The 18,791-nt window shown below is 45.3% G+C and carries 19 protein-coding genes; 11 read left to right on the top strand and 8 right to left on the bottom strand.

The window, feature by feature from the left end:
* From hrpA to L976_RS12915, 7 genes are all read left to right on the top strand, one after another.
* On the top strand, window positions 1–1,757 hold a 1,757-nt coding region (gene hrpA, locus L976_RS12885; protein ID WP_047540481.1), incomplete at its 5' end, for an ATP-dependent RNA helicase HrpA.
* Between the two features lie 687 nt (window positions 1,758–2,444).
* Window positions 2,445–2,603, top strand: a complete 159-nt coding sequence (locus tag L976_RS12890; protein ID WP_011716898.1) for a periplasmic nitrate reductase, NapE protein — start codon at window positions 2,445–2,447, stop codon at window positions 2,601–2,603.
* Between the two features lie 43 nt (window positions 2,604–2,646).
* Window positions 2,647–2,904, top strand: a complete 258-nt coding sequence (locus tag L976_RS12895; RefSeq protein ID WP_047537299.1) for a chaperone NapD — start codon at window positions 2,647–2,649, stop codon at window positions 2,902–2,904.
* A gap of 2 nt (window positions 2,905–2,906) precedes the next feature.
* The gene (gene napA / locus L976_RS12900; RefSeq protein WP_047540483.1) at window positions 2,907–5,396 is read left to right on the top strand and encodes a nitrate reductase catalytic subunit NapA; all 2,490 of its coding nucleotides are present in this window, start codon (window positions 2,907–2,909) and stop codon (window positions 5,394–5,396) included.
* A 10-nt stretch (window positions 5,397–5,406) separates the two neighbouring features.
* Window positions 5,407–5,892, top strand: coding sequence for a nitrate reductase cytochrome c-type subunit (locus L976_RS12905; protein WP_037418269.1), 486 nt, complete (start codon window positions 5,407–5,409; stop codon window positions 5,890–5,892).
* Window positions 5,893–5,900: 8 nt separating this feature from the next.
* Entirely contained in the window at window positions 5,901–6,488 is a 588-nt protein-coding gene (locus L976_RS12910) for a cytochrome c3 family protein (protein WP_037418266.1), read from the top strand.
* A gap of 138 nt (window positions 6,489–6,626) precedes the next feature.
* The gene (locus tag L976_RS12915) at window positions 6,627–6,953 is read left to right on the top strand and encodes a hypothetical protein (RefSeq protein ID WP_037418264.1); all 327 of its coding nucleotides are present in this window, start codon (window positions 6,627–6,629) and stop codon (window positions 6,951–6,953) included.
* A gap of 162 nt (window positions 6,954–7,115) precedes the next feature.
* Here the strand turns inward: L976_RS12915 and crr are convergent, their stop codons facing one another.
* From crr to L976_RS12940, 5 genes are all read right to left on the bottom strand, one after another.
* Complete coding sequence (gene crr, locus L976_RS12920) at window positions 7,116–7,625, bottom strand: PTS glucose transporter subunit IIA (RefSeq protein WP_037418261.1); 510 nt, start codon at window positions 7,623–7,625, stop codon at window positions 7,116–7,118.
* A gap of 71 nt (window positions 7,626–7,696) precedes the next feature.
* Window positions 7,697–9,400, bottom strand: a complete 1,704-nt coding sequence (gene ptsP / locus L976_RS12925) for a phosphoenolpyruvate--protein phosphotransferase (RefSeq protein WP_037418258.1) — start codon at window positions 9,398–9,400, stop codon at window positions 7,697–7,699.
* A 29-nt stretch (window positions 9,401–9,429) separates the two neighbouring features.
* The gene (locus L976_RS12930) at window positions 9,430–9,687 is read right to left on the bottom strand and encodes an HPr family phosphocarrier protein (protein ID WP_037418255.1); all 258 of its coding nucleotides are present in this window, start codon (window positions 9,685–9,687) and stop codon (window positions 9,430–9,432) included.
* A 23-nt stretch (window positions 9,688–9,710) separates the two neighbouring features.
* Window positions 9,711–10,106, bottom strand: a complete 396-nt coding sequence (locus L976_RS12935; protein WP_037418252.1) for an ACT domain-containing protein — start codon at window positions 10,104–10,106, stop codon at window positions 9,711–9,713.
* Window positions 10,107–10,315: 209 nt separating this feature from the next.
* Window positions 10,316–11,953, bottom strand: coding sequence for a methyl-accepting chemotaxis protein (locus L976_RS12940; protein WP_047537305.1), 1,638 nt, complete (start codon window positions 11,951–11,953; stop codon window positions 10,316–10,318).
* Between the two features lie 342 nt (window positions 11,954–12,295).
* Here L976_RS12940 and L976_RS12945 point away from each other — a divergent pair, with 342 nt between their 5' ends.
* Complete coding sequence (locus L976_RS12945; RefSeq protein ID WP_047537307.1) at window positions 12,296–13,021, top strand: DUF3334 family protein; 726 nt, start codon at window positions 12,296–12,298, stop codon at window positions 13,019–13,021.
* 310 nt (window positions 13,022–13,331) lie between these two features.
* Window positions 13,332–14,372 carry a LacI family DNA-binding transcriptional regulator gene (locus L976_RS12950; protein WP_037418242.1) on the top strand — a complete coding sequence of 347 codons (1,041 nt, stop codon included), beginning with the start codon at window positions 13,332–13,334 and terminating at the stop codon, window positions 14,370–14,372.
* A gap of 108 nt (window positions 14,373–14,480) precedes the next feature.
* Here the strand turns inward: L976_RS12950 and L976_RS12955 are convergent, their stop codons facing one another.
* Window positions 14,481–15,119: a 3'-5' exonuclease gene (locus L976_RS12955; RefSeq protein ID WP_047537310.1), complete on the bottom strand. Its 639-nt coding sequence runs from the start codon at window positions 15,117–15,119 to the stop codon at window positions 14,481–14,483.
* 528 nt (window positions 15,120–15,647) lie between these two features.
* On the opposite strand from L976_RS12955, the gene L976_RS12960 reads away from it, so the two are divergent.
* Entirely contained in the window at window positions 15,648–16,193 is a 546-nt protein-coding gene (locus L976_RS12960) for a heme NO-binding domain-containing protein (protein WP_047537313.1), read from the top strand.
* A complete protein-coding gene (locus tag L976_RS12965) occupies window positions 16,186–17,121 on the top strand; it encodes a sensor histidine kinase (protein WP_047537316.1) in 936 nt (311 codons plus the stop codon). The genes L976_RS12960 and L976_RS12965 overlap by 8 nt, the downstream gene beginning before the upstream one ends.
* Here L976_RS12965 and L976_RS12970 read toward each other — a convergent pair.
* Window positions 17,118–17,510 carry a hypothetical protein gene (locus tag L976_RS12970; RefSeq protein ID WP_047537319.1) on the bottom strand — a complete coding sequence of 131 codons (393 nt, stop codon included), beginning with the start codon at window positions 17,508–17,510 and terminating at the stop codon, window positions 17,118–17,120. The two genes, L976_RS12965 and L976_RS12970, sit on opposite strands and share 4 nt — an antisense overlap.
* Window positions 17,511–17,571: 61 nt before the next feature.
* The coding region (gene recD / locus L976_RS12975) for an exodeoxyribonuclease V subunit alpha (RefSeq protein ID WP_047540485.1) at window positions 17,572–18,791 on the bottom strand (1,220 nt) is incomplete at its 5' end.

The raw sequence follows: 18,791 nt of genomic DNA on the forward strand, positions 1-18,791 counted from the left end.
GCAGTGTGATTGCCTTTGAAAACCAAGTGCTTTACGGTTTGACCGTGGTGCATCGCCGCCGCGTACAATACGGGCCGATTAATCCTGTTGAAGCGCGGGAGATCTTTATCCGTAGCGCGCTCGCCGAAGGGCAGTTACAGACCAAAGAAGCCTTTTTTATCGCTAACCAAAAGTTATTGGAGGATGTCGAAGCGCTCGAGCACAAGTCCCGTCGCCGCGATATTTTGGTCGATGAACAAGTGTTGATGGACTTTTATGAGCCGCGTATCCCCGAAGGCATCTATAACGCGCCTAAGTTCTTTAGCTGGTGGAAAGAAGCGCGCCGAACTCAGCCCGATTTACTCGATTTTAATAAGTCGCTATTGATGCAGCGCAGTGCCGATCACATATCGGCGCTCGATTTCCCCGATACTTGGCACAAGGGCAATATCCGCTTGCAACTGAGTTATCACTTTGATCCTGCGGCGAGTGATGATGGCGTTTCTGTGCATATTCCAGTGGCGCTACTCAATCAAATCGATGATACGGATTTCGATTGGCTCGTGGCGGGGATGCGTGAGGAGAAATGCGTCGCCCTGATTAAGTCTTTGCCTAAGGGACTAAGACGTAACTTTGTGCCTGCGCCCGATTATGCCCGAGCCTGCGTACAGGCGATGCAGCCCTTTAGCGCCAGTTTACTCGACGCCATGTGCAAACAGCTGCTGCGTATGAGTGGCACGCGCGTCAATCCCGAAGATTTTGATGTTTCGCAGATGCCAGTGCATTTACAAATGAATTTTAAGATTGAGGACGATAAGGGCAAGTTAGTGGCACAGGGGCGGGTGCTTGATACCCTCAAAGCGGAATTACAGGGCGTGGTCGCGAAGGCGATTCGTCAGGTGGCGGATAAGGGCATTGAGAAAGAAGCGCTCACCGAATGGTCATTTGGTGACTTACCTAAGCAATTTGAGCAGCGTAAGGGTAACTATCAAGTGCGGGCATTCCCCGCCTTGATTGACAATAAAGATTCAGTTGCCATCAAATTATTTGATGATGAATTTGAGGCAGAGGCGGCGCACCGTCAAGGCCTACGTCGCTTGTTGTTACTCAACATTCCATCGCCGGTAAAACACCTGCAACAGGCACTGCCCAACAAGGCCAAACTGGCGATGTATTTCAATCCATTTGGCCAAGTGCAAATTCTGATTGATGACATTATTGCCGCAGCCGTGCAGCAGTTGCTTGATGAAAAGGCGCTGGATGTGCGCGATGCCGTCCAGTTTGATGCGGCCAAGGATTGGGTGCGCCAAGAGCTGAATCCAACTGCAGAGCAAATCGCCCTAAAAGTGGAGCAGATTTTGACGCTCTACCAAGGCATTAAAAAGCGGACTAAGGGTAAAATCAGCTTAGATATCGCTTTTGCGATGAGTGATATTCAAAGCCAATTGGACCAATTAGTCTTTAAGGGGTTTGTTGAGGCCTGCGGTTGGAAGCGTTTAGCCGATGTGGCGCGTTACTTAAAGGCGATTGAAATCCGCATCGATAAATTACCTGTAGACCCGACCCGTGACCGCTTGCATATGCAGAGTATCACGAAAGTGCAAGAGGCTTTAGCGGCTCAACTTGCTAAGGTGCCACGCTCACAGCCCGTGCCTGCGGCATTGATTGAAGCCCGTTGGATGATTGAAGAGTACCGGGTGTCTTGCTTTGCCCAAGCGCTGGGAACGGCTTATCCCATCTCGGAAAAGCGGATCTTAAACCATATCCTGCTGAGTTAATGATGTTGATACATAACTGACTGAAACTGTAGATTCAGTCAGTTATGCATAATGCATCATCTTTAGCATTAACAGCCGAACCTTAGGGTTCGGCTTTTTTATTGCTCATTTTCACCTAACTATAATTAGCCGCGATCAGCATGTTGTTGCAGGCGTGATTGTTTGCTATGGGCTATCACAGGCTAACCCCAAAGGGCAAAGTAGGTAGCGAATGAATGGCCCCTAATGGCTTTTAATTGATAAACAGTTAGCTAATACAGCTATATCTTGAGCGAGTTAACGATTTGACGAAGATGTTAAGCCAATTTCGCTGCAGATAATCGGTAATTTGTGCCTTCCTTTACCATCCCCTAATACTCCTTAAGGAATATTTTGTTTAAATCTTGTGCGGTTTAGTTGCCTAACGCCTATCTCTTTTCCATGCTTTAGCAATTGGTTAATAAAAAAACATAACTAATCAACCTGTTTACAATCTGAAAAAACGCTCAAAAACCATGATCTAATTAAATCTATCGCCAAATTGATGATCTGGATCAAGCATCAAAGGGTTTACCGATTTTGAGGTATACAGTTTGTTAACACCTTAACGCTATGATCAATTGGTGGATCAAAGATGCAATAGAGATACCTATAAATCCTGTAGTGATCAGAGTAATCCATCACAGGAATGAACCTCTTGGAGGACGCATGAGTGCTAACAGCGCAGCAGAAAAATCCTTAGAACTGAAAATTTTTATCTTTTTAACCGTATTTCTCGCCCCCCTCTTATCCGTGTTGTTGGTGAGTGGATTGGGATTTGCCATATGGTTTAGCCAGATCTTTACCGGCCCACCTGGGGCTGGTTGAGTCAATACAAAATAATAACAACAGAATTAAAGCGGAGTGTCGGATGAGCAAAGAGCTGCATATCACAAGTCTCGTGGTGCAAGTCATGCCAAATAAGATGGCGGATGTTAGGCAACACATTATGGCGATTGAGAATGCCGAACTCTCTGTCAATAACGAAGTAAAACTCGTCGTTGTACTTGAAGGTAACTCCCAACGTGCCTTAATGGACGGTATCGAACAGATTAATGCCATTCCTGGCGTCTTGTCCGCCACTATGGTTTACCACCAGAGTGAACAGCTCGAAGAGGGTGAAGAATGAACATGAATAGACGTGACTTTATTAAAGCCAATGCGGTGATTGCAGCAGCGAGCGCCGCAGGCTTAGCGCTGCCGGCATCAGCCAGCAATTTAATTACTAGCTCAGAGCAAACCAAATTAGAGTGGAACAAAGCGCCTTGCCGTTTCTGTGGTACGGGCTGCTCTGTGATTGTTGCGACACGTGATGGCAAAGTGGTTGCGACCCACGGCGATGCAAACAGCGAAGTGAACCGCGGCCTTAACTGTATTAAAGGTTACTTCCTGTCGAAAATTATGTATGGCAGCGATCGTTTGACCACGCCAATGCTCAGAATGACCGATGGCAAGTACGACAAGCACGGTGAATTTACTCCCATTAGCTGGGACAGCGCGTTTGATATCATGGCGCAAAAATGGAAAGAAACCCTCAAAGCTAAAGGTCCTACCGCAGTTGGAATGTTTGGCTCGGGCCAGTGGACCGTCTGGGAAGGCTATGCCGCGGTTAAACTAATGAAGGCGGGCTTTGGCTCTAACAACATTGATCCGAATGCGCGTCACTGTATGGCGTCAGCCGTGGTCGGCTTTATGCGTACCTTCGGTATCGATGAGCCTATGGGCTGTTACGATGATATGGAAGCGGCCGATGCCTTTGTGCTGTGGGGCTCCAACATGGCTGAAATGCACCCGATCCTATGGACTCGAGTGACTGACCGCCGTTTAAGCGCATCCCATGTGAAGGTTGCGGTACTCTCGACGTTTGAGCATCGCTCCTTCGACTTGGCGGATTTACCGATTGTATTTACGCCGCAAACTGACTTAGCCATCCTGAACTTTATCGCCAACTACATCATTCAAAACGATAAAGTAAACTGGGACTTTGTGAAGAAGCACGTTAACTTCCGCCAAGGTACCACGGATATCGGCTATGGTTTACGTGCAACCCATCCGCTGGAGCAGAAAGCCAAAAACGTGAAAACGGCAGGGGATTCGACTCCGATTGATTTCGATACCTTTAAGGCCTTTGTCGCCGAATATACGGTGGAGAAGGTCAGTAAGATGTCGGGTGTGCCTGAGGCTAAACTTATCGAATTGGCCAAACTCTATGCCGATCCCGATACCAAGGTCACCTCGTTCTGGACCATGGGCTTTAACCAACATACCCGTGGTGTGTGGTGTAACAACCTGATTTATAACATCCACTTACTGACAGGTAAGATTTCGACTCCCGGTAACAGCCCGTTCTCGTTAACTGGCCAACCTTCTGCCTGTGGTACGGCTCGCGAAGTGGGAACCTTCTCCCACCGTTTACCCGCGGATATGGTGGTAACTAACCCTGAGCATCGAAAACACGCCGAAGAAATTTGGAAAATCCCCAGCGGTATTATTCCACCAAAACCTGGGTATCACGCTGTAGAACAAAACCGCCGCTTAAAAGATGGCGACTTGAACTGCTACTGGGTACAAGTGAACAACAATATGCAGGCTGGCCCGAACATCAATGAGGAAGGCTTACCTGGCTATCGCAATCCTGCCAACTTTATTGTGGTGTCCGATGCGTATCCCACAGTGACGACCCAAGCTGCGGACTTAATTCTGCCAACTGCGATGTGGGTTGAGAAAGAGGGTGCCTATGGTAATGCTGAGCGTCGCACCCAATTCTGGCATCAAATGGTGCAGGCGCCGGGCGAATCACACTCAGATCTGTGGCAGTTGATGGAGTTTTCTAAACGCTTCACCACCGACGAAGTCTGGCCGAAGGAAGTCTTAGCCGCAAACCCGCAATTTAAAGGCAAAACCCTCTTTGAAGTGCTGTACCAAAACGGCAATGTCGATAAGTTCCCGTTGGCAGATACTGATCCTAAGTATCTGAACAATGAAGCTAAACATTTCGGCTTCTATGTTCAAAAAGGGTTGTTTGAAGAATATGCCACCTTTGGTCGTGGTCATGGTCACGATTTGGCCCCGTTTGATGCTTATCACGAAGCCCATGGCCTTCGCTGGCCAGTTGTTAATGGCAAAGAAACCCAATGGCGTTTCCGTGAGGGAACGGATCCCTATGTTAAACCGGGTAAAGGCTTTGAGTTTTATGGACATCCTGATGGCCGTGCGGTGATTTTTGCGCTGCCCTATGAGCCACCAGCAGAGTCTCCTGATGAAGAGTTCGATATTTGGTTATCCACGGGTCGTGTACTTGAACACTGGCATTCGGGCTCGATGACCCAACGTGTGCCTGAGCTTTACCGTGCCTTCCCCGATGCAGTGTGTTTTATGCATCCAGAAGATGCCAAAAAACGTGGCTTACGCCGTGGTGATGAAGTTCGAGTCGTGTCTCGCCGTGGTGAAATCAAAACCCGTGTCGAAACCCGTGGTCGTAACAAGCCGCCAGTGGGTCTGGTATTTGTACCTTGGTTTGATGCCAGTCAGCTCATTAATAAAGTCACCTTGGATGCGACAGATCCACTGTCGAAACAAACCGACTTTAAGAAATGCGCCGTGAAAATCGTCAAGGTATAAGGAGTACAGGATGAAAACATTCAAATTAGCTTCAGCATTTAGTGCGCTTGTCTTTTCAGCCCTGATGATGACAAGTGTGACTGCAGCCAGTATTCCTGAGGATAAGATCGATACCTTACGTCAGGCGCCGATTAACGTTGAGCCAACACCGCCCGCGATGCAGGCGGTGCTGAATAAAGATATCAAAGAGGTGCGTAACTACCCAATGCAGCCACCCGTGATCCCGCATAAGATCGATGGCTATCAGCTCGATCTTAAGGTCAATAAATGTATGGCGTGCCATGCAAGACAACGCACTGGAGATTCGCAAGCACCCATGGTGAGCGTGACCCATTATATGGATAGGGATAACAACTTTTTAGCTGAGCTTTCACCAAGGCGTTATTTCTGTACTCAGTGCCATGTGCCGCAACTGGATGCCAAATTACTGGTCGAGAACGACTTTGTGGATATGGATCATCTGATTAAAGCGAACACTGAGCAGAAAAAACACTAGGAGTCAGCATGTTAGATAAACTTAAAAAGATCTGGCAAGTGCTCAATCGTCCGAGTGTGCACTACAGTTTAGGGTTTCTAACCTTAGGTGGCTTTGTGGCAGGGGTGATCTTTTGGGGGGGCTTTAACACTGCGCTTGAAGCCACGAACAGAGAAGCCTTTTGTATTGGTTGCCATGAAATGGAAAATAACGTCTACCAAGAGTTACAGTCGACTATCCATTTCACTAACCGTAGTGGGGTGCGTGCAACTTGCCCTGACTGCCATGTGCCACACAACTGGACCGATAAAATTGCCCGTAAGATGCAGGCATCGAAAGAAGTGTGGGGTAAAGTGTTTGGTACCATCAATACCCGCGAAAAGTTTGAGAGTAAACGTCGCGAGCTGGCTGAACATGAATGGGCAAGGTTAAAGGCAAATGACTCGCTCGAGTGTCGAAATTGCCATAACTTTACCTATATGGACTTTACTAGGCAGTCACCACGCGCCGCGCAGATGCACTCCACATCGCTGGCCAGTGGTGAGAAGACCTGTATTGATTGCCACAAAGGTATTGCCCATCATCTTCCCGATATGGCGGGCGTTGAAGGTTTCTAATCGCGTGTAATATTTCATCTCCAGTCAAAGGCCAAGTGCTCTCCACACTTGGCCTTTTATTTTTAGATTGCAATCTATGATTTATCTATCTGAAAAATATATACTATTCAGCATTAAAGATAACGACAATGAGTTATGATGAACAATACCAAATGGCGTGAATGCATTAGTCTTTTAGCGTCACACTGTGTTTACCTACAATTACGGCTGGTAGGCGAGGCTGATTTTCCATTGGATTATGAAGTATCAAATGAAGTGATATCTCAAATACAGGCAAAAGACTGCGTATTTGTAAGACGGGTGATTGACTATAAGTCCATCGCGGCTATACGGATTGTTAAAATACATTTACCGCCTTCAGCTAAACAGATGGATATGATGAGTAAACTCAAACAAGAATTATCACGCTTAGGCCAATTACCTATTACCGAAAATACTGAATTTATCACTATTAATGGATATTAGGTCGATTAGCTGTTTGAGGTGCTGCTGTTTTTGCTTAGGTTAATGCTGCGAATGTGACCACTGGCAGTGTCAGCAAACTACCAGCGGTATGATTAACGGAGAAAAGGGGATTAGCTAAGGTATGGATCTTAAATGGACTGCTAATTAACACTGGATTAATTGTTAAAGTTGCACCGTAAAAATAGGATCTTTGCCCGCAGTGACACTCCCCTGAGCTTTGTCTAAATACTTCACATCTTCCATATTGGCAAGCACCACGGGCGTGAGTAAGCTGTCTACTTGGTCTTTAAGATACTCGATATCAAATGACAAAATCGGATCGCCTACTTTGACCTCTTGACCTTCTTCGGCTAAACGACTAAAACCACGCCCTCTTAGCTCGACAGTGCCAACACCAAAGTGAACAAATAGTTCTAATCCTTGAGGTGATTCAATACTAAAGGCATGATTAGTTTCGAATATTTTACCGATAGTACCATCAATAGGTGCAACAATCGTGTCGCCCTTAGGCGCGATAGCAATGCCATCACCGACAATTTTTTCTGCAAAAACGACATCGGGGACTTTTTCAATCGCGACTATTTCCCCATTGACGGGGGCGTAGACCATAATGCCACCAGCAAGTTGTGGCTGTCCTGATACCAATCGCCTTATGCGGCTTAAAAATCCCATAATGTGGTGCCCCTTTGCTTGTTTTTGTTGTTCTGTGTTGGTCTGTAAAGCAGCATAACCAATTAAATGTACTATTTACAGTTTGTTATACACTGTTGCAGATCTGAAATTCTATTTTGCTGCATCGCAGTGTGCGCTAACGCAGAAAATTTCGCCAGTTCACCTTGGCAAATGGCTGCTTTCACCTCTAGTAATGAGCTTAAGTTAACGCTGAGTTCATCCAGCCCCATTCCCACGAGTAGCGGAGCGATGTGTGGCGAGCTGGCTAATTCACCACAGAGTGATACTGTGACCTCGGCTGCCTTGGCTTGAATGATTGTCATGTTTATCAAGCTTAAAATCGCAGGTGAGAGGGAAGGATAATCCCGTGTCAGTTGTGGGTTGGTGCGGTCTGCTGCCATGGCATATTGCGTTAAATCATTGGTGCCTATGCTGACAAAATCCAGCCTTGGTAGCATAGAGGCTAAATTCAACACCGCCGCGGGCGTTTCTACCACTATGCCATAACTCAGTTCACCATAGCCTTTTTCTTCGTCTTCGAGGGCATCCTGGCATTCGGCGATAAGCGTAAATATCTCATCCAACTCTTCGACTTGATTGACCATAGGAAACATTAAGCGAATTGGACCGTGATTTGCTGCCCGTAAAATGGCACGAAGTTGGGTCTTAAATAATTCTGGGTGCGCTAAGGTGTATCTCACCCCACGTTGTCCTAAGGCGGGATTATCTTCTATGTCTTGGCATAAACAGGGGAGTTCTTTATCGGCGCCAATATCTAAGGTTCTGATCGTAAAAGTTTTACCACCTAGAGCATGCAGTGCCTCACAGTAAAGATTGTACTGGGCTTTTTCATCCGGCAGGGTGCTGGTATGCATTAACATAAATTCAGTGCGGAATAAGCCTATTCCATCGGCCCCTTCATCTTTGACATGGGTGATCTCATTCAAATTGCCGACGTTTGCCAGCAGGCGAACCTGATGTCCGTCCTGTGTTTGAGCCGGAACATCGCGATAAGCTTGAAGTGCCTGACGTCTTGCTTGTTCATGGTGCAGGGTCACGGTTAAACGAGCTTGTTGCTCAGGCTCCGGATTGACATAAAGCGCTCCACTTATTGCATCGAGCACTAATGGGGTGCCATTAGGGATGAGCTCTGCATCGAACTGACAACTTAAAATAGCGGGTATACCTGCTGCACGGGCCAAAATAGCGGTATGACTGGTGAGTCCACCGGTTTTAAGCACAATACCGCTGATGTGCTCTTTAGGGAGCAAGGCAAATTCTGCTGGGGTGAGATCCTGTGCTAGCAGTATCGTCGGTTCACTCAGGTGAGTTAAACCTTGGTCCAAACGGCCATTAATCGCAGTGACTATGCGCTGGCCAAGGCATCGAACATCTTGGGCACGATTGGCTAAATAGGGATCGTCTAGGGACTCGAGTTCATTGGCTTGATGGGCAAATATTCGCTCAACAGCCACACTGGCGGAAAGTTGTAAGGTGCGAATGGCTTCTTTGACTTGTTCTATCAGTTCTTCATCATCAAGGAGTAATAAATCGGCTTCAATCAGTTGGTAGTTTTCGCTGTCAGGATCGAGCTTAGTTTGGCTAAGACTGAGCTGTTGTTTCAGTGTTTGTAACGCCTTAAGAAACTTACTTTGTTGCTGCGGGATCCTAGAGAGCGGAATTGGGCGATAGTCGAGGTGGTTTTCGCAATGATTAAGGTGTAAAGCCTTACCGAAGGCTATACCCGATGACACAATAATCCCCGTTATCGACATAGTCATTCCTAATGATGTTGGGCGGTTCGCTAACTTAAGGTGATTAACAAGGCCGAGACTTTTTCGACGGCTTCCTGCGCCTGCTCTCCCTCGGCGAAAACCCTGACAGTGACACCATGGTATAAACCTAATGTTTGTAGCTTAAATAAGCTCTTAGCACTGGCTTGCTTGCCGTTACATTCAACCAAAACGTCGCAATCGAAGGTCTTTGCTTCTTTCACCAATAGTGCCGCAGGGCGGGTATGAATACCATGTTTTGCGGTGATAGTGACAGATTTTTCGTACATAGTGGTTTAACTCTTTATGGATATTATGGCGCTTCGTTCGACTCTATAATCTTATAACCGGCCTTTTTTAAGGCAGCAATGGCGCCTTGGAGGCAATTTTTCTTCACGAGAATATAGTCAGTATCAAAGGTTGAAAGGGCGAAAATACTGATTTGCACATCGGCTAAGGTGCTGGCAATTTTCGATAAAATACCCGTTAATGAAAATCCTAGAGGGCCTAACACTTCTAGACAGCTCCAGTTAGTTTCTTGCTCTAAGCTATCAAGCGCAAGCTCACTAGGCACAACCAAGGTCAAACCTTCTTCTGTTTTGCAGATAAAATACACTTCTTCAGCAAAAACTTCGGTAGGAATTTGCGCCTTAGGGCTAAAACTGTGAATGGTATATTGCCGGGTATGTACGGCTAAGGTCATACGCATAGGCGGTTCTCCTTTGGCGAGGTGAATGCAAGTTAGGAGTTTACCTTATAACATGGATTCCTGTTTAAAGGACATGGTTCTCACCTTCATCCTCAATCCGCCTGCATTTCGTATGCTAGGGTTGGTTGTGTCGTTTCATTAACTAATGTTAAAGGAAGAGAGGACGTTTTTATACGTCCTCTTGTTTGCTATTGAAAACATTCGCTAGGTTAGATTTTAAATTGCCCTAAGGTATGGGACATATCCTGGCTAATATCCTGTAATGATTGTGCTGCTCGGCTATTACTGTCATTGGCTTTTACTGACACTTCGGTTAGCTCTGAAATATTACAGATATTACGGTTAATTTCCTCTGTCACGAGGGATTGCTCTTCTGTCGCACTCGCTAACTGAGTGTTCATATCGCTGATGTGGGCAATTAGCCCCAGAATTGCGGCCATGGCTTGCCCAGCCTCTTGAGCCTTAGCTTGCAATTCTTCTGATTGATGTTGTGTTTGGCTATTGCTTTGCATCACAGAGCCCACACCGGTTTGAATTTCTGAGATAATTTTTTGGATCTCATTGGTCGAGTCTTGGGTGCGATTGGCTAAGGCTCTTACTTCATCTGCGACAACGGCAAATCCTCGGCCATGACTACCCGCACGAGCAGCTTCAATGGCGGCATTAAGTGCCAACAAATTGGTTTGTTCAGCAATGCCCCGAATCACATCCAAAATACTGCCAATTTGACCAGAGGCTTGTCCCAATTTTTGAGTGATTGCTGCTGATGCTTTAAGCTCTTGGACCAACTTCTCGGTATCGCGCACCGTATTGTCAATCACAGCTTTACTTTGCTGTGCCTGATTTTTCACACTGGTGGCGGCATCTGCGGCCTGCTGGGTATTGCTCGCCATCTCATGGGTTGTAGACAGCATTTGATTAACTGCCGTTGCTACGCTACCGGTTTCACGGTGGATATGTTCCGCACTTTGGTTCGACTCCTCAACGGCAAGCATTAACTGTTTAGCATCGTTGTCGAGCGATTTTCCCAGGGGTTGCAAATGTCCCACCATATCGCCAATTTTTTGGGCGAAAAGGTTAAAGGCTTGGGCGAGATGAGCAACTTCATCTTTGCCTTGAGTGCTTAAACGCTGGCTTAAGTCGCCTTCGCCTTGAGCGATATCTTCAAGGGCTTCAATAGCATCATTCAATGGTGAGGTAATCGAATGATTAAGAACAAGGAAAAATGCAAAAATAGGTACAGAAATCAAAAACATGATAATCAGATAGTCGATCATCACATTATATAGACTCTCTTTTACGTCACTGAGATAAGCCCCTGTGATCACAGTCCAGCCCCATTGTGGGTAGTAGCGGGCTTCGGCCAATTTGTCTTCAACAATTTTTGAAACAGGATTAGCAATCGGATATTCCAGCATGGCTTTGTCATGTTGCCGAGCTTGAGACAGCATCGTAGTCAGCGGATTAGTGCCATCGGGGAGTGTGAAATTTTGTGCAGAGGTACCGATTAGGCTGGCATTTTCACCATGGGCTAGGATTTGGTTGTTGTCATCAATCAGAATAAAGTAACCAACCCCGGCATAACGGGTTTGGTTAATGAGGTTCGCAGCAGCTTTTTGAGCCTCTTGCTCGCTCATTTTTCCGTTAACAGCATCTTGGCGATAAACGTCTATCACACTGAGGATACTGCCAAGTTGACCATCGATTTGTAACCATTTTTGTTCGATCAAATTACTGTATTGTTCTTTAATCGAAAAACTTGCAAAACAAACAGTTCCAATGGCCGCCATCACTAACATCATCATTAGACGTTTTAAAATGGTGAATTGGCGCAAAAAAGTGATCATCTGGAGTCCTCGGGCGCAAAAATAATGTTCAACAATATACCTGCGAATGTTTTTTAATAGAATATTAGCGGGTTAAATTTCATATAAACTGGTAAACAATATGGGGTTTCTTTGATCTTAAGCAGGATCTTTGCAGGCCTTCTCCTGAGTGCTGATTTTATGGCTTATTTTGAGGATATTTCATCAGTCTAATCGCATGTGATGAAGTATTTATTAAATTCAATAACTTACCATTTATTAACAAATTCAATCATGATAACTATATCTAATTAGTTGTTTTAATTTTGATTTTTTACCGTTTTACGCGCAAGATTAATCAACTGTTATGTTTGAGAATCAATTATGACTACAAATACGATTGTGACTTCTGACGATATATTGTTGAAGTTATGCCACTCTGTTGCCCATGTATTATCGAGTACCAGCGCAAGCCATGTGAGCCATGCTGGTATGGTACAAAGTATTACCCGTACCCGCTTAAAACCCGACTTAGGATGTTTTTCGATTTTTGATGGGGGATTTTCAGGGCTTGTTGTTATTAACTTTTCCGCTGCTGCGGCTATCGAAATCTACCGTCGCTATATGCTCAATATGGGCATGCCTGAAGAGGAATTAGCCTTTTCCCATACTTCTGATGAAGTGGGTAATGTGATGGGGGAGTTAATGAACCAAATTTTAGGTGACTTTATTAATAAAGTCTCTAAGGAATTACAAACTTCCATCAGCCAAAGTCAGCCAAAAATGTTAACGATAAACAAAGAGTTGACTATCTCTATTGATGCAAACTTGGATGATGCTGTAGCAAGGCGAGTGTCCTTTAAAACCGAAAATAATCACATTTTCTACCTTGAATTTGCGATGGATAAGACCGAATTTATCAAACTGGATGAGTTTGAATATGATGAGGAGTTTGACCCTGATAGCTTACTCGAACAGCACGGCGTGAGTGGGACGCAAGCTTCAAATGTTGAAAGCACTCCTTGGAGCCGAATGGCGGACAAGCCCGCGATAAGTCAACATCATACCAATGTGGACGCCGATGATTTACTCGATGAATTAGGGATTTAACTTCTATCTGGTTAAGAGAAAATAAATGCGACTCAGCTAATTATTAGTGAATGCAAAGCTGTGAATAGCGTTAGCGGTTTTTTTGAAGCATTTATTTTCTCTAGTCTGTGTTTTTAGTCACACAATCATAAGCCGCATTATCGTGGTTAAGCACCCAGCGTTAAGGTGTGCGGTTAAGTTAGTTTAGCTTTCAATAGGTTAAAGCAGATTAACTCGGTTAACTTGTTAGACAGTTGTAAACCCTTCGGCTATACAAGTCATTAGAACTGTTTTAGTATCCCCCAAAATAATAATTATGGTGACCTCCGTTATGGCATCGAAAGCGACCTCAATTGATATTGCTTATCGTGCTGGTGTATCCCAGTCTACGGTTTCCCGAGCCCTCAGAAATAGCCCGCTTGTCAACTTAGAGACCCGTCAGCGGATCCAAGCAATTGCAAAGGAACTTAACTACAAGGTTGATAAAAACGCCAGTAATTTGCGTACCCAAAATAGTCATACTCTGGCGCTGTTATTGTGTGAAGACCCGACTAATGATGATTCCCTTATCAACCCATTTTTTCTGTCGATGTTAGGCTCAATAACACGGGCAACTGCGCAACAGGGGTATGATTTACTCGTTTCATTTCAACAGCTTTCTAGCGATTGGCATGCCGACTACGAAGACAGTAATAAAGCTGATGGCATTATTTTGCTGGGCTACGGCGATTATATGGATTACGAGCAGAAGCTTGAAAAGTTACTCGCTCAGCATACTCATTTTGTGATTTGGGGCGCCGAGCATAACAATAAATCCGTATTATCCATTGGTTGTGATAATCACCAAGGTGGCCTGATAGCCACTGAACATTTGATTTCCCTTGGCCGTAGCGCTTTTGCCTTCTTAGGTGACGCCTCTAGTCATAGCCCAGAATTTAGGGACAGATATTTAGGTCATGTCAAAGCCTTACAAACCGCAGGATTACCAGTGGTGGCTGAGCGGCAAATTTCAGCCATTAGCACCGAAAGTGCTGGTTATGATGCGGCGATGGCATTAATAGAAAAAAGGCTTACGTTTGATGCGATTTTTGCCGCTAGTGATTTGATTGCTATTGGTGCCATTCGCGCCTTAAAAGAGAAGGGGATATTAGTGCCAGAGCAAGTGGCTGTGGTGGGCTATGATGATATTCCTGTGGCAAGTTTTGCTAATCCACCACTGACGACCATCAAACAAAATACTCAGTTAGCGGGTGAGATTTTAGTCGAGAGTTTGCTCAAGCTTATTCGCGGTCAGGCGGTAGGCCCTCAATTGATCCCAACCACCTTAGTCGTTCGCAGTTCCTGCGGGATTGACCACGCATTGCTAGGCTAAGCTGTCTCTGTATTGATTTACGCGATTAAGCCAAGTGTTTGCTAGCACTTGGCTTTTTATGACAAGTTTGGCTGGTGTATGGTGTAAAACTGGTCAACGCTGAGTGGATTAACCTCTGGCATATTGACGCAGAAATTTAGGCACCTCAGCTTTACTCTTGCTCATCACTTTTTGCATTAGACTGAAGGGTGGTTCGGCTATTGCAAAGTCCCGTTTCAGATCCGCTAACATTCGTAGCCATAAGTGTCCCGTCATTTCCGCATCAGCAAGCGCGCGGTGAAAAGTCCCCTCGGTCGGCAGTTGTTTATAGCGTACTAACGTTGCCAGTTGATGATTAATCGCCTCTGGGTACAAGCGCCTTGCCAACAGCAGAGAACAGCCAAACTGGCCGGAATATTGGTGACCAATTTGAGCAAATTCAGCATCAAGAAACCGCTGATCGAATGCGGCATTATGGGCAACCAAATGGTGCTTGCCGATAAACTTGGCAAATCGTGACATTACCTCGGCGCAGGGCGCTGCACGAGACAGCATTTGATTGCTGATCCCGGTGTAATCTTCAATAAAGGTGTTTATCCGAAAACCTGGATTCATTAATTCTGAAAAACGCGCAGTGATTTGGCCCTGTTCAATCAATACCGCCCCAATCTCAATAGCTCGAGCACCTTGACTGGGCGAAAGACCCGAGGTTTCAAAATCGAGGACCACAAGGGTATTAGCGGGCGAGTGGGCGGGTGTTTTAGGCATAAAAGTGACTACTTATTGGTATGGCAATGTTTGTAATATGCGTTTGTTGCATGGCCTATTTCACAGTTGGTGGCATATTAGACTAAACAAAAGTGGCTATCCATCAGATTGTCAAATTGCGATGCAATTTTTACTGGCATAAAGGGCGCGATAAGCGCATTTAGCACATCATTAACCCTTGTATAATAGGATGCTGCATTGATGGACGTCGACTTATACTCATGTTGATTTTATTCAAGAAAAGAGAAGCAAGTTCGCATCTGTGTATCTAAATCAACATGTAACCACTGAGTGGTAACGCTTCACGAATAGACCTGCTGCTAAGGGTTATTATCGACGATGTTATTAACGGCTTGGCTATGACGTCATTACTTGATGACTTGGGTTTAGAAACATTCAACACGCCCTAGCAACTTCGCATAAAAATACTGGTGAACATTAAGATTGCTGCTATTACTTTATAGGTAATGTATAGGACAAATGTGACACTAACCTGCTAGCTCGACTTGGTCACCCCATGAGGTGTGTATGAAAGGAATTATTTTTAATGTGCTTGAAGATATGGTCGTGGCTCAGTGCGGTATGTCAGTGTGGAACGATTTGTTGGAAAAACATGCTCCTAAGGATCGCGTGTATGTGTCTGCCAAAAGTTATGCTGAGTCAGAGTTATTTAGCATTGTTCAGGACGTGGCTCAGCGGCTTAATATGCCAATACAGGACGTAGTCAAAGCATTTGGCCAGTTTCTGTTTAATGGACTGGCCTCACGCCACGCTAGTGTTGTTGAACATTTTGAAGATTTTACTTCGTTAGTGATGGGGATCCACGATGTGATCCATTTAGAAGTCAATAAGCTCTACCATGAACCCTCATTGCCGAATATTACTGGCCAGCACTTGTCAGAGAATCAAATTGCGTTAAGGTACTCATCCCCCCGCCGACTGTGTTTTTGTGCTGAAGGATTGCTGTTTGGTGCCGCAGAGCATTTTAAACAAAAGATCCAGATCACCCACGATACTTGCATGCATACTGGCGCCGATCATTGTATGTTAATCATCGAGTTACAAAATGACTGACAGCGAAAATCCTTACTACGCAGCCTATCTGCGGGAAAAAAGGGCAAGGCAAGAGGTGGAGCAGTTGCTCGAAGACAGTACCCGCCAACTCTATGAGAAAAATCTGTTGTTACAGCAACAAATCGATCTGATTAAGCAGCAACAACAATCAATTATTCAGCAGGAGAAATTAGCATCACTTGGCACAGTGGCTGCTGGGGTTGCCCATGAGATTAATAATCCACTTGCATATATCCTTTCAAATGTCAGGAGTTTAACCAGCTATGCTCAGGACTTATTGGCGAGTATTGAGCTGGGCAATAAACAACAGATTGATCAGGCTCAGCTACAGTTTATTAAGGAAGATTTGCCTGAGCTGGCAAGCGATACTTGCCAAGGTTTAATGCGTATCAAAGATATTGTTAACCATTTACTCTTTTTTGCTCGAACAGATTCAACGGGGAAGTCTTACATTCAATTAGCCGATGCCCTAGAGTTTACCCTTAAATTATTGCGACCAATGCTTAATAATGTTTTGATAAAAAATGAGATTTCGCATGTGCCTATGGTTTTATTTAATGTTGGCGAACTCAATCAGGTATTAATGAACATTATTGTGAATGCTTATCAGGCCTGTAGTGTGGTCGATGATAGATCTGCTGCAATAGAGCTTTACCTCTCCCAATCCGATACAAACATATGCTTAAGGGTCGTTGATAACGGCTGCGGTATGGATGAGTATACCCTCACAAGAATGTTTGATGCCTTTTATACCACTAAACCCGTTGGGACTGGGACCGGAGTGGGAATGTCTATTGTGCTTCAAATTTTGCGTCAGCACGATTGTACGATTGACGTCGCATCTGAGTTAGGCAAGGGAACTGAGGTAAAAATATATTTTCCAATCGATCCACAAGCGGTTTCAATGTCGTCTAGCGCTAAAATCTAAATAGGGTAGTTTGCTTCGAGATTGATCTTCAGTCCTAATTGATAGGCGTGATCTTGCATAAGAGATGTCATCAACTCGGTATCACGCAACTGAGATAATAAGAGTGGCCGGGCTTCCCATCTTGGTGCATGGCCAGCATCATTCAAATGAGCAAGGTACACACGTTTCGGGCTCTGATGCAGGGCAAAAAAACGCATGTTACAGCGTTCTGCAATTGATAAATAAGGCTCAAAATCAAGCTCATACACTTGCATTGCCTCAAATTCAGACCAACGAATATAGCGTGTGCTTTCATAGTATTGCGCGGGTAACTGCGCCTCAGGCTTGATGCTATCAAATAAATTGATGACATCTTGCATCTGTTGCAGTTTTATCATTGTTTGTTCCATCAACTCCTTGCTCCTTTTTTTGCTATTTTTATTTATTAATCAATTTGTTAAATGTTAAATGTTAATTGATTATCGACTTATCGCGCCAGAGTCTATCCGCTAAACCTGAGGCGCGCTGGGTAGCTTGCAAGCTAGCACGCTCGAAGACTTGCTGTGTACCTAAACAGCTAAAGTGTTGTTTTGCACGGGTAATAGCAGTGTAAATCAGCTCTTTGGTGAGCAATTGCCACTGAACGAGACTAGGATTTGGCGGGAGCACTAGGGCGACTCGATTAAATTCACTGCCCTGACTTTTATGTACCGTCATGGCGTAACAGGTTTCGTGGCTAGGTAGCCTTGCGGGTAGCACTTTAAGCAGTTTGCCATCGGCTTTGATAAAGTGGGCCATCAGTCGGTCAGCTCTCTCTTCATCCTGCAAAATCAAACCAATATCGCCGTTAAACAGACCTAAGTTATAGTCGTTGCTTTGGATGATAATCGGGCGCCCGAGGTAAAATTCCTGCTGCGGCTGAATAAGTTTAGCCTGTGCTAACGCCTTCGTTACCGCAAGATTAATCCCTTCGACACCATAATCGCCGGTTCGCATGGCGCACAAAATGCGATATTGATTAAATTTGGCAATCGCCTCCATGGCGCTTGGCGGGCAAAATGGCTCACTCGTGTGTATTGTGGTGGCGTGCGTTGGTTGTAATAGGCGCAAATAGTCACCGTATTGCTCACAGGCCTGTGCAAGTAGCGCTTTAAGTCCGGTATTACTGCTAGGTTCACTGATTTTTGCTTGAGTTTGGCTGTGATCTACGCTGTGTTCTAGCCAGGTTAATTCGGCCAGCCCTCTTTGCCATACCGCTAAAATGCCCGCGTGATCGGCACGGTTGACTGCGCTGGCCAGCAAGCCAATCCCCGCATCGCCTCTAAATCGATGGCTGTGGGTTAACATACACAGGCTATCGCCAATTTTAGGCTCAGCGTGGATAAAGGGGGTTAAATTAAAGCCCGTGAGCGCGGTTAATTGTTCGGCCTGTGCTTGGCTATAACGCATTTTCCATTCGGTATGTTGAGTCGAGGCTTGCTTAAGTCCGGCGCAAATATCGGCAAGTACGGCGCCTGCCTCAACTGAAGCGAGTTGGTCCTGATCCCCTAGCAATATTAAGCCTGCGTGTTCCGGCAATGCGCTAAGCAGCTTGTACATCATAGGTAAATCGACCATGGAGGCTTCATCCACAATCAAAAGATCGAGCCGTAATGGGTTGCCTTGATGATGGCGAAAATGCGCTGAGTTGG

Source organism: Shewanella sp. ZOR0012 (assembly GCF_000798835.1).
Lineage (GTDB): Bacteria > Pseudomonadota > Gammaproteobacteria > Enterobacterales > Shewanellaceae > Shewanella > Shewanella xiamenensis.